Source organism: Citrobacter sp. RHBSTW-00986 (assembly GCF_013783065.1).
Lineage (GTDB): Bacteria > Pseudomonadota > Gammaproteobacteria > Enterobacterales > Enterobacteriaceae > Citrobacter > Citrobacter braakii.
Genome location: NZ_CP056200.1, coordinates 2,598,609 through 2,609,715 on the forward strand (window position 1 = coordinate 2,598,609; position 11,107 = coordinate 2,609,715).

General features: G+C 50.8%; 13 protein-coding genes. 7 read left to right on the forward strand and 6 right to left on the reverse strand.

Annotation, left to right across the window (positions count from 1 at the left end; all coding sequences use genetic code 11):
• The first annotated feature begins 3 nt into the window (after positions 1-3).
• From rsxG to gstA, 5 genes are all read left to right on the forward strand, one after another.
• Positions 4-624: an electron transport complex subunit RsxG gene (gene rsxG, locus HV345_RS12730; protein ID WP_181635632.1), complete on the forward strand. Its 621-nt coding sequence runs from the start codon at positions 4-6 to the stop codon at positions 622-624.
• Positions 625-627: 3 nt separating this feature from the next.
• Entirely contained in the window at positions 628-1,320 is a 693-nt protein-coding gene (locus tag HV345_RS12735) for an electron transport complex subunit E (RefSeq protein ID WP_181635633.1), read from the forward strand.
• Positions 1,320-1,955, forward strand: coding sequence for an endonuclease III (gene nth / locus HV345_RS12740; RefSeq protein WP_181635634.1), 636 nt, complete (start codon positions 1,320-1,322; stop codon positions 1,953-1,955). Before HV345_RS12735 ends, nth begins: the two co-directional genes overlap by 1 nt.
• Positions 1,956-2,568: 613 nt before the next feature.
• Positions 2,569-4,074, forward strand: a complete 1,506-nt coding sequence (dtpA, locus tag HV345_RS12745; RefSeq protein WP_016153003.1) for a dipeptide/tripeptide permease DtpA — start codon at positions 2,569-2,571, stop codon at positions 4,072-4,074.
• Between the two features lie 104 nt (positions 4,075-4,178).
• A complete protein-coding gene (gene gstA, locus HV345_RS12750) occupies positions 4,179-4,784 on the forward strand; it encodes a glutathione transferase GstA (RefSeq protein WP_016153002.1) in 606 nt (201 codons plus the stop codon).
• 83 nt (positions 4,785-4,867) lie between these two features.
• On the opposite strand, the gene pdxY is transcribed toward gstA, so the two are convergent.
• From pdxY to anmK, 5 genes are all read right to left on the reverse strand, one after another.
• Positions 4,868-5,728, reverse strand: coding sequence for a pyridoxal kinase PdxY (gene pdxY / locus HV345_RS12755; RefSeq protein ID WP_019076734.1), 861 nt, complete (start codon positions 5,726-5,728; stop codon positions 4,868-4,870).
• 64 nt (positions 5,729-5,792) lie between these two features.
• Positions 5,793-7,067 carry a tyrosine--tRNA ligase gene (tyrS, locus tag HV345_RS12760; RefSeq protein WP_003836431.1) on the reverse strand — a complete coding sequence of 425 codons (1,275 nt, stop codon included), beginning with the start codon at positions 7,065-7,067 and terminating at the stop codon, positions 5,793-5,795.
• Between the two features lie 126 nt (positions 7,068-7,193).
• Positions 7,194-7,850 carry a pyridoxamine 5'-phosphate oxidase gene (pdxH, locus tag HV345_RS12765; RefSeq protein WP_003029169.1) on the reverse strand — a complete coding sequence of 219 codons (657 nt, stop codon included), beginning with the start codon at positions 7,848-7,850 and terminating at the stop codon, positions 7,194-7,196.
• 58 nt (positions 7,851-7,908) lie between these two features.
• Positions 7,909-8,238, reverse strand: a complete 330-nt coding sequence (gene mliC, locus HV345_RS12770; protein ID WP_085951051.1) for a C-type lysozyme inhibitor — start codon at positions 8,236-8,238, stop codon at positions 7,909-7,911.
• Between the two features lie 87 nt (positions 8,239-8,325).
• Positions 8,326-9,447 (reverse strand): anhydro-N-acetylmuramic acid kinase, encoded by a 1,122-nt coding sequence (gene anmK / locus HV345_RS12775; protein ID WP_016152999.1) that lies wholly within the window; start codon positions 9,445-9,447, stop codon positions 8,326-8,328.
• Positions 9,448-9,721: 274 nt separating this feature from the next.
• Between anmK and slyB the strand changes: the two genes are divergently transcribed.
• Positions 9,722-10,189, forward strand: coding sequence for an outer membrane lipoprotein SlyB (slyB, locus tag HV345_RS12780; RefSeq protein WP_046276343.1), 468 nt, complete (start codon positions 9,722-9,724; stop codon positions 10,187-10,189).
• Positions 10,190-10,236: 47 nt separating this feature from the next.
• Here the strand turns inward: slyB and slyA are convergent, their stop codons facing one another.
• Entirely contained in the window at positions 10,237-10,677 is a 441-nt protein-coding gene (gene slyA, locus HV345_RS12785) for a transcriptional regulator SlyA (protein ID WP_019076732.1), read from the reverse strand.
• 192 nt (positions 10,678-10,869) lie between these two features.
• Between slyA and HV345_RS12790 the strand changes: the two genes are divergently transcribed.
• Positions 10,870-11,106, forward strand: coding sequence for a DUF1656 domain-containing protein (locus tag HV345_RS12790; RefSeq protein WP_016156432.1), 237 nt, complete (start codon positions 10,870-10,872; stop codon positions 11,104-11,106).
• Position 11,107: the final 1 nt, after the last annotated feature.

Consider the following 11,107-nt stretch of genomic DNA (forward strand, 5'->3'; position numbering starts at 1 on the left):
CCTATGCTGAAAACGATTCGTAAACACGGTATTACTCTGGCGCTGTTTGCAGCGGGCTCGACGGGGTTAACCGCGGCAATCAATCAATTAACCAAGTCCACCATTGATGAACAGGCCGCGCTGCAGCAAAAAACGCTGTTCGATCAGGTTCTGCCTGGCGATCGCTACAATAATAATTTGTCCGAAAGTTGTTATCTGGTCGATACGCAGGCGTTGGGCAAAGGCACTCACCGAGTGTATATTGCCCGCCAGGACGATCGTCCCGTTGCAGCAATTCTTGAAGCTACGGCGCCAGATGGTTATTCCGGGGCTATTCAACTGCTGGTTGGTGTCGATTTTTCGGGTACCGTGTTGGGTACGCGGGTGACCGAACATCATGAAACGCCAGGGCTGGGCGATAAAATCGAACTGCGACTGTCCGACTGGATCACCCACTTTAGCGGCAAAACGATCGCTGCGGGTAACGACGCTCACTGGGCGGTGAAAAAAGACGGCGGCGACTTTGACCAGTTTACTGGCGCAACCATTACGCCACGTGCGGTAGTTAATGCAGTAAAACGCGCCGGTTTGTATGCGCAGACGCTGCCCGCGCAACTTCCTCAACTTAGCGCCTGTGGAGAATAAACCATGAGCGAAATTAAAGACGTTATTGTCCAAGGGTTATGGAAAAATAACTCCGCGCTTGTGCAGTTACTCGGGATGTGTCCGCTGTTGGCCGTCACCTCGACCGCCACTAACGCGCTGGGCCTGGGACTCGCGACTACGCTCGTCCTGACGCTGACGAACCTGACGATTTCTGCCCTTCGTCGCTGGACACCGCCTGAAATACGTATTCCGATTTATGTCATGATCATCGCCTCCGTGGTGAGCGCGGTGCAAATGTTGATCAATGCCTACGCTTTTGGCCTGTATCAGTCTCTGGGCATTTTTATCCCGCTGATTGTGACCAACTGTATTGTTGTTGGCCGCGCTGAAGCCTTCGCAGCCAAAAAAGGCCCTGCGCTATCCGCACTCGATGGTTTTTCCATCGGCATGGGCGCAACTGGCGCCATGTTTGTTCTGGGCTCGCTACGTGAAATAATTGGTAACGGTACACTCTTTGATGGCGCAGACGGTTTGTTGGGTAGCTGGGCCAAAGTATTGCGCGTTGAGATCTTTCATACCGATACGCCGTTTCTGCTGGCCATGCTGCCACCAGGCGCGTTTATTGGCCTGGGTCTGATGCTGGCTGTTAAGTATCTGATTGATGAGAAAATGAAGAAACGTCGTGCCGAGGCGTCTGTCACGGACAGTCCGGCCGGTGAAACAGGGAATGTGTAATGAACAAAGCAAAACGGCTGGAAATACTGACGCGCCTGCGTGAGAACAATCCGCATCCGACAACCGAGCTAAATTTTACATCGCCGTTCGAACTGCTGATTTCAGTCTTGCTCTCCGCGCAGGCCACCGATGTCAGCGTCAATAAAGCGACGGCTAAGCTCTACCCCATCGCCAATACGCCAGCCGCGATGCTGGAGCTTGGCGTTGAAGGGGTTAAGTCCTACATCAAGACAATCGGTTTGTTTAACAGCAAAGCGGAGAACGTGATTAAAACCTGCCGCATTCTGCTGGAGCAGCATAATGGTGAAGTGCCTGAAGACCGGGCCGCATTAGAAGCCCTGCCCGGGGTTGGGCGAAAGACGGCTAATGTGGTGTTAAATACCGCCTTTGGCTGGCCCACTATTGCCGTAGACACCCATATTTTTCGCGTTTGTAATCGTACCCAGTTCGCCCCAGGTAAGAACGTTGAGCAGGTTGAAGAGAAGCTGCTGAAAGTCGTACCCAGTGAATTTAAAGTCGATTGCCATCACTGGTTAATTCTTCATGGCCGCTACACCTGTATAGCCAGAAAGCCGCGCTGCGGTTCCTGCATTATCGAAGATCTTTGCGAATTCAAAGAGAAAGTCGTTATCTGATGCTGCCGGGGCATACTGCTTGCCCCTCGCTAACATAACGATTAGTTATGCACTCCCCTGAGTTTATTTTCCCGACAATGATGCCGTTCAACCGCGCATATCTAATGCAATATTCTTGTTAATTAACACCTGAGCAGGTTAATCGTTTTTTTAGTAAAAGAAATTTCTATCTATACGTGATCCAGATCATCCAGATAACACAATGTTAAAAAATATTTATTTTTTAGTTAAAGTGACAATCAGATGACCTAACTGAACAGTTTCTAAACAAAACATTACACTGGCTATTTTTCAGATAATGGCCTATATCACTGGATTCAAGCGCAAATAGCAGAACATATCGCCACATTGCGGTTTTTACCCTGATTAAACAGTGTAAAAATCTGCCATTTTTCAAATGAAGAAATTTAACGCTAGATAACATTTCACAGTCCCGACGATTTCACCAGTCATGATATATGTAACAGATTATTACAAACCACTTGTCTGAATGGTCAAGATAGTGAACATTACTTGCCGTTTCCCCTCCCACTATAACAATCGGACGGATGAACTTGACTCATCACGTGCCTGAACACCCCCGTTGATATGGGATGTAAAAAAAGAGGTAAAAGTGTCTACTGCAAACAATAAACCAACAGAAAGCGTAAGTTTAAACGCCTTCAAACAACCAAAAGCGTTCTATCTCATTTTCTCTATTGAGCTGTGGGAGCGTTTTGGTTATTACGGCCTGCAAGGAATTATGGCCGTCTACCTGGTTAAACAACTGGGTATGTCAGAAGCGGATTCCATCACCCTTTTCTCGTCCTTTAGCGCCCTGGTGTACGGTCTGGTTGCCATTGGCGGCTGGTTAGGTGATAAAGTTCTGGGTACAAAACGTGTCATTATGCTGGGTGCCGTTGTCCTGGCCATCGGTTATGCGTTGGTAGCATGGTCTGGTCACGATGCGGGTATCGTTTATATGGGCATGGCGGCCATCGCGGTCGGTAACGGCCTGTTTAAAGCAAACCCATCATCCCTGCTCTCTACCTGCTATGCCAAAGATGACCCGCGTCTTGATGGTGCATTTACCATGTACTACATGTCCGTCAACATCGGTTCATTCTTCTCTATGCTGGCAACACCGTGGTTGGCTGCGCATTACGGCTGGAGCACCGCGTTCGCTCTGAGCGTCGTGGGTATGCTGATTACCGTTGTTAACTTCGCATTCTGTCAGCGCTGGGTTAAACAGTACGGTTCTAAACCTGACTTTGAGCCGATCAACTTCCGTAACCTGTTGCTGACTATTGTTGGCGTCGTGGTGCTGATCGCGATTGCAACCTGGTTGTTGCACAACCAGCAGATCGCTCGTATGGTTCTGGGCGTCATTGCTCTGGGTATCGTGTTTATCTTCGGTAAAGAAGCATTCACCATGCACGGTGCTGCGCGTCGTAAAATGATCGTCGCCTTCATTCTGATGCTGGAAGCGATTATCTTCTTCGTGCTGTACAGCCAGATGCCGACCTCACTGAACTTCTTCGCGATTCGTAACGTTGAGCACTCTATTCTTGGCATTGCTTTCGAACCTGAGCAGTACCAGGCACTGAACCCGTTCTGGATCATCATTGGTAGCCCAATCCTCGCCGCTATCTATAACAAGATGGGCGATACCCTGCCGATGCCAACCAAGTTTGCGATTGGTATGGTGCTGTGTTCCGGTGCGTTCCTGATCCTGCCGCTGGGTGCTAAATTCGCTACTGATGCGGGCATCGTTTCCGTTAACTGGCTGATCATCTGCTACGGTCTGCAAAGTATCGGTGAACTGATGATCTCCGGTCTGGGTCTGGCAATGGTGGCTCAGTTGGTTCCGCAACGCCTGATGGGCTTCATCATGGGTAGCTGGTTCCTGACTACTGCCGGTGCAAACATCATCGGTGGTTACGTAGCCAACATGATGGCTGTACCAGAGAACGTCACTGACCCGCTGATGTCCCTTGAAGTCTACGGTCGTGTGTTCCTGCAGATTGGTGTTGCTACGGCTGTTATCGCTGTTCTGATGCTGCTGACGGCACCGAAGCTGAATCGTATGACTCAGGACGATGACGTCAATGAGAAAGCCTCTAAGGCCGCGACAGCGTAATTCTCAGGGAAACTCTTTTTCAGGCCGCTAACTGGTGTTAGCGGCTTTTTTTTTGCCTGAGCTAGCACTACCATACGATATACCTCAGCCAAAAGGAGTTACCGATGAAACTGTTCTACAAACCGGGCGCTTGTTCTCTTGCTTCCCACATCACACTTCGTGAGAGCGGTAAAGATTTCACGCTGGATGGTGTTGATCTGATGAAGAAGCGTCTGGAAAACGGCGATGATTTTTTCGCGGTAAACCCAAAAGGGCAAGTTCCCGCGCTGCTGCTGGATGACGGTACGCTACTGACCGAAGGCGTCGCCATCATGCAATACCTGGCGGACACCGTTCCAGACCGTCAACTCCTTGCCCCGACCAGCAGCCTCTCCCGTTACAAAACCATTGAATGGCTTAACTACATTGCGACAGAACTGCATAAAGGCTTTACCCCACTGTTCCGTCCCGATACGCCTGAAGACTTCAAGCCAACCGTTCGCGCGCTGCTGGAGAAAAAAATGCAGTATGTGAACGATGCGCTGCAAGATAACCAATGGATCTGCGGTTCGCGCTTCAGCATTGCGGACGCCTATCTGTTCACCGTGCTGCGTTGGGCCTATGCGGTTAAGCTGAATATGGCAGGATTAAGCAATATCGATGCGTATATGGCGCGTATGGCTGAACGTCCGGCGGTTGCCGCGGCGTTGAAAGCAGAAGGGTTAAATTAATTGTTGTTGCCGGGTAGCGCTTGCGCTTACCCGGCCTTCAGCCAAACGCAGGCCCGATAAGCGTGAGCGCCATCGGGCATTGGTTACAGCTGCGTCGCGCTGAAGTAGTGTTCAGGCTTCGCGATACAATCCTGCGCAGCCACGACCTGCAGCTCATACTCGTGCATTTTTTTGGTGGCAATCATCACTTCGTACACCGCCGCCGTCACGTGCTCCAGCGCCTGCTGTAAAGACGCGCCCTGCAGCAGTTTAACCAACAATAAGCCGCTGGTGACATCACCCACGCCAACCGGTTGACGAGCGCCAAAATCGACTAACGGTCGGCTGATATGCCACGCCTGTTCAGCAGTAACTAACAGCATCTCGAAACGATCTGCGCTGATACCCGCGCGAGCCAGATGCTTCACCAGCACAATTTCTGGTCCCTGAGCGATGAGCTCACGCGCTGCCGCCACGGCCTCATTGACATTGTTCACCGCATGCTCGCACAGAATTTCGAGCTCAACCAAATTCGGGGCGATAATATCGCTGGCCGGAAGCGCATGGCGTACATGAAACTCCGCTACGCCCGGCGCGACGATACACCCTTTTTCCGGATGGCCCATCACCGGGTCACAAAAATATTTCGCCTGCGGATTGGCCGCTTTTACTTTGCGTACAATACCCAGAATATGCTCGCCCTGTTCAGCCGAGCCAAGATAGCCGCTCAGTACTGCGTCACAAGTCTGGAGTTTATCGATATCGGCAATGCCCTGGACAATGTCAGTCAGATGACTCGGCGGCATAACGCAACCGGTCCATTTGCCGTACTGTGTGTGGTTAGAAAACTGAACGGTATTCAGCGGCCAGACATTTGCGCCAAGACGACGCATTGGAAATTCTGCTGCACTGTTGCCCGCATGACCAAAAACAACGTGGGACTGGATGGCGAGGATATTCTTCATTTTACTTACCACAACCCTGAAAAAATAAAGGGGCGTAGTTTCCCACGCCCCTGCTAACTAAATCTTACTTCCAGCAAATCAGACAATAGTTCTTCTTGCCACGGCGCAGTAAGGTGTAGCGCCCGAACAGGATATCACTCTCCTGGAAGAAATATTCCGGATCGGATTGCTTCTCACCGTTGATGGTCACCGCATTAGACGCGATAGTCTTACGTGCCTGGCCGCGAGAAGGTTGCAGCTCGGAGTCCACCAGCGCCTGCATCAGATCGGCACCTTTGTCCATCTCGATCATCGGCACGCCATCTTGCGCCAGCTGTTCGAAATCCGCTTCGCTCAAATCGCTCAGATTACCGTTGAACAAGCTTTCGGTAATACGTTTTGCCGCTACCAGACCTTCTTCGCCGTGAACCAGACGCGTTACTTGCTCAGCCAGAACATACTGGGCGCGCGGCGCTTTACCGCTATTTTTATCTTCTTCTTCCAGCGCATTGATCTCTTCAATGTCCATGAAAGTAAAGAATTTCAGGAAGCGATAAACATCCGCATCGGCGGTGTTAATCCAGAACTGGTAGAATTTGTACGGACTGGTTTTCTTCGGATCCAGCCACACAGCGCCGCCTTCCGTCTTACCGAATTTCGTACCGTCAGCTTTAGTGATCAACGGAACGGTCAGACCAAACACCTGGTTCTGGTGCAGGCGACGGGTCAAATCGATACCCGAAGTAATATTGCCCCACTGGTCAGAACCGCCAATCTGCAGCGCAACACCGTGCAGTTTGTTCAGGCAGGCAAAGTCATAACCCTGCAGCAGGTTGTAAGAAAACTCGGTAAAAGAGATCCCCTGATCGTCACGGTTCAGACGCTGCTTCACCGCTTCTTTGTTGATCATCTGGTTAACGGAGAAGTGTTTGCCGATATCACGCAGGAAAGTCAGTACATTCATACTGCCAAACCAGTCATAGTTGTTCGCAGCAATCGCCGAGTTGTCGCCACAGTCGAAATCGAGGAACGGCGCAACCTGTTTGCGGATTTTATCCACCCACTCCTGCACGGTGTCTTCGGTATTCAGTTTACGCTCGGCGGCTTTAAAGCTCGGGTCACCAATCAGACCGGTTGCGCCACCCACCAGTGCGACAGGCTTATGGCCTGCCTGCTGGAAGCGTTTCAGGCATAACAATGGAACCAGATGCCCCAAATGCAAGCTGTCAGCGGTAGGATCGAAGCCGCAATAGAGCGCGATCGGGCCTTGCGCCAGTCGCTCTGCTAACGCTTCCTCGTCCGTCACCTGGGCCACCAGCCCCCGCTCTTGCAATTGTTTAATCAAGTTACTGCTTGCCATCAAAATCTCCATGTATAAAACGACTGCACCTTAGCCGGTACACGACTTTTCGCCTGATGCGAAAGAAACATAGAATAAAGCGCCGGATTGTTCAGCACCAGCGCTTAAAACAAGAATTTTGCATCTTTAGGGGGCCAGGCGATCAATTTTCCACGCGTTATCTTCGCGTTGGTATAAAAAACGATCGTGCAGACGGTTTTCGCCACCCTGCCAGAACTCCATCTGCTCAATACTCACGCGAAAGCCTCCCCAGAAACTGGGCAGTGGAACTTCACCTTGCTGAAACTTCTGCTTCAGTTCGAGAAATTTGCTTTCCAGAATACCGCGCGCGGAGATCCGACTGGATTGCTTAGAGACCCAGGCGCCAATCTGGCTATCACGTGGGCGACTGTGGAAGTATTTCACCACTTCCAGCGTGGACAGGCGCTCAGCCTTGCCGATCACCATCACCTGCCGTTCCAGCGTATGCCAGGGAAACAGGAGGCTGATGCGTGGGTTTTTCTCAATCTGATGTGCCTTACGGCTACCGAGGTTGGTATAGAACACCAGCCCTTTGTCATCATAATGTTTGAGCAACACGATACGCTGATAAGGCTGACCGTTTTCATCGACGGTAGCAACGACCATCGCTGTGGGATCGGCCAGTTTGGCGTCACAGGCTTGCCCCAGCCAGCGCTCGAACAGCGCAAGGGGCTCGGCGGGAAGATCGCGGCGGCGGAGACCGCCTTTCGTGTATTCACGGCGCAAATGCGCGATTTGCTGCAATTCGTCGTTATCAGACATGATGTTGGCTACGGATTGTCAGTGGGTGACGCTATTGTGCGCCGCCCAGGTGAAAATCTCAACGCTTCGGGTTCTGTAACTGACAGTTATTTAGCACAATTCTGTCTCGTTTATAGACCGTTGCCTCGTCGCCTTTAGACCAGAAGACGTAAATACCATCGGTATAGCGAGCACCTGATGCCGACACGCCCTGTTTGAGGTTCAATAGCTGATTATCATAAACAAAACTCGCCATCTGACGGGTATTGTTCAGCTTCACTGTAAGCGGTTTTTCGTCACAGCGGTATTCAAGCGTATCCGTTTGCATACGCTCGACAAATTGGTTGTACACGCTGCACCCGCTAAGCAGTACCGGCAGACACACTAACAACAGTTTTTTCATAGCCATATCCTGAAGACTTTCCTGGTCCTGGAGGGTAATGGCACCCTCCCTAATATCCCTAGTTTATCGACATATGGCGCTGAATAATTTCAGTTAACTCTGAGTTCGTGGGTTAGCGGGATAAATCGCCCCTAAAACGCTCGGTTCTGATGCGCCGGTCACGGAAGGCAGATTTCCCGGTAATCCCGCCAGCGTTCGCCACGCCAGCCAAGCAAAAGCCAGGGCCTCCATATCATCGCCGCTGATCCCAGCCTCATCGGTTGAAGTGACCTCTGTCCCTGGCAATAATGCCGCCAGACGCATCATCAGCAGCGGATTACGGCTGCCGCCGCCGCATACCATAAGCCGTTCACAGCCTCCACTTAGCAAGACCTGCTCGGAAATGGTCACGGCCGTCAGTTCGGCAAGCGTCGCCTGCACATCCCGCGGGCTTATTCCCGGGAACTGCGCCATATGACGTTCAATCCAGCCATAATTGAAATACTCGCGGCCAGTGCTTTTCGGCGCAGGCGCAGAAAAATAAGGATCGTTAAGCATATTTTGCAGTAAAGGCAGGATCACCGTTCCCGACGTGGCCCACTGCGCATCTTTGTCGTAGGGTTGGCCGCATTGCCGCCAGATCCAGGCATCCATCAGCATATTGCCCGGCCCGGTATCGTAACCGCGAACGGGTTGCTGTGGGATAAGCAGAGACAGATTGGCAATTCCGCCGATGTTTAGCACCATCCGCCGCTCCGTTGGATGAGCCAACAGCGCCTGATGAAAAGCGGGAACCAACGGCGCGCCCTGTCCGCCGAGAGCGATATCGCGGCGACGAAAATCGCCGATCACCGTTATCCCGGTACGCGCGACGATTTGATTGTTGTCGCCAATTTGCAGCGTGTGCGGCGCAATTCCCGTCGGTTCATGCCACACGGTTTGCCCATGACAGCCAATCGCAACGATCTCCTGCGGTTTCAATTTTTCCTGTGCCAACAGTGCATTCACCGCCTCGGCAAACAGATAACCGAGCTGTGCGTCGAGTTGGCCAAACTGCGATAGCGTAAGCTGCTGCCCCTGGCAGATATCCAGGATCGCCTGCTTTATATGGAGAGGGATAGGCCAGGTCAGACTCGCCTGTTGCGCAACCATCGTTTCATCTATTGTCGCCAGCACAACATCGACACCATCAAGGCTGGTTCCAGACATTACACCGATAAAACGGCCCGATTTCATATGTCATCCTTTTAAGCAAATTAGCCTTGACACTCAACCATAAAGTGCCGACTAATGCCATGCTTCCTTAATGATTTTTGAGGGCTAATCATTACAATGGACGCTTTATTACATCAATTATATGAATGATTCGTTTATACTCGGTATATCCGATTTCGGTTAAGATTTTCATATTGTTCCAGTAGAACATGTGACCTTAGGCTCACAAGTGCCATATAATTTAGCCATGAAGGGTGCTTTATTAGCGTTTCGTGGTGTTAAAGGAGATTTGTAAATGATTAAACGTGTGCTGATTGTTGCATTAATGGGTGTGTCTTTGGCGGGCTGCGTTAACAATGATAGCCTTTCAGGCGACGTATACACCGCATCCGAAGCGAAACAAGTTCAGAACGTTACCTACGGTACAATTGTTCATGTTCGTCCGGTGCAAATCCAGGGTGGCGATGACGCAAACGTGATTGGCGCCATTGGTGGTGCGGTACTCGGCGGGTTCCTGGGTAACACCGTCGGCGGCGGTACGGGTCGTTCATTAGCCACGGCGGCTGGCGCAGTTGCCGGTGGCGTAGCGGGTCAAGGTGTACAAGGTGCGATGAATAAAACCCAGGGTGTAGAACTGGAAATCCGTAAGGACGACGGTAATACCATCATGGTGGTTCAGAAACAGGGTGCAACCAAGTTCTCAGCTGGCCAGCGCGTTGTTATGGCTAACAACGGCAGCCAGGTTACCGTGTCTCCACGCTAATCGAATTCACGTGTGGTCAGGCTCTGGCCACACGTCATCTTATCGTTTCAGCCCTGTGACTGTAGTTCAATAATATTGTGTTCCAGTCTGGCGACCAGTTTAATCAGCAGATCAATTTCCTCAGCTGAAATCCCTTCCAAAATTTCTCCACGCGTCTTGTTGATAACCGCTTCCATATCTGCAATCAGCGGCTCTGCTTTTTCTGTCAGTTTAATTCTCTTAGCCCGACGATCGCTGGCGCAAGTCTGTCGTGAAATGAGTCCCTTTTCTTCCAGCTGGTCAAGCGTGCGTACCAACGAAGGCTGCTCGATGCCAATCGCTTTAGCCAACTGAATCTGCGATTGATCAGGCGGCAATTGATGAATGTTGTGCAGCGTAACCCAATGCGTCTGCGTCAACTCCAGAGGTTTCAGGCGATGGTCAATCAGAGCACGCCAAATGCGCACCAACCGTGCCAGATCAGAACCTAATGGCGATTCCAATTTCATCTCCTTATAATTAGCTTGCTAAGTTATTATGCTGATTTTAGAATAGTGTGCAGCATTTGTATTCCCAAAACAAATGTATTGCCAAATTTGCTTACCGGCTGACATTTTTTCAGACATTATGCGTTACAGAGACTCATTGTCTCTTTTTTGCTAAACCTATAGCAATGCTCTCTTCCGCCAAGGATTTTGCCCGTGAAGTTTATGTTTAATGCAACAGGATTGCCCCTACAAGATTTAATGATCGGAGCATCTGTCTACTTCCCTCCTGTTTTCAAGGCGTTTGTAGCAGGATTTATTCTCTGGCTGGTTGTTCATCGCCTCCTGCGCGACTGGATTTACTCCGGCGAAATCTGGCATCCCCTGTTAATGGATCTGTCACTCTTTACGCTTTGCGTATGTCTGGCCTTTGTAATGCTGATTGTGTGGTGAT

Bases quoted from the DNA above. Each gene is read 5' to 3' on its own strand.
- rsxG (WP_181635632.1), top strand. From the start codon at position 4: ATGCTGAAAACGATTCGTAAACACGGTATTACTCTGGCGCTGTTTGCA.
- HV345_RS12735 (WP_181635633.1), top strand. From the start codon at position 628: ATGAGCGAAATTAAAGACGTTATTGTCCAAGGGTTATGGAAAAATAAC.
- nth (WP_181635634.1), top strand. From the start codon at position 1,320: ATGAACAAAGCAAAACGGCTGGAAATACTGACGCGCCTGCGTGAGAAC.
- gstA (WP_016153002.1), top strand. From the start codon at position 4,179: ATGAAACTGTTCTACAAACCGGGCGCTTGTTCTCTTGCTTCCCACATC.
- pdxY (WP_019076734.1), bottom strand. From the start codon at position 5,728: ATGAAGAATATCCTCGCCATCCAGTCCCACGTTGTTTTTGGTCATGCG.
- tyrS (WP_003836431.1), bottom strand. From the start codon at position 7,067: ATGGCAAGCAGTAACTTGATTAAACAATTGCAAGAGCGGGGGCTGGTG.
- pdxH (WP_003029169.1), bottom strand. From the start codon at position 7,850: ATGTCTGATAACGACGAATTGCAGCAAATCGCGCATTTGCGCCGTGAA.
- mliC (WP_085951051.1), bottom strand. From the start codon at position 8,238: ATGGCTATGAAAAAACTGTTGTTAGTGTGTCTGCCGGTACTGCTTAGC.
- anmK (WP_016152999.1), bottom strand. From the start codon at position 9,447: ATGAAATCGGGCCGTTTTATCGGTGTAATGTCTGGAACCAGCCTTGAT.
- slyB (WP_046276343.1), top strand. From the start codon at position 9,722: ATGATTAAACGTGTGCTGATTGTTGCATTAATGGGTGTGTCTTTGGCG.
- slyA (WP_019076732.1), bottom strand. From the start codon at position 10,677: ATGAAATTGGAATCGCCATTAGGTTCTGATCTGGCACGGTTGGTGCGC.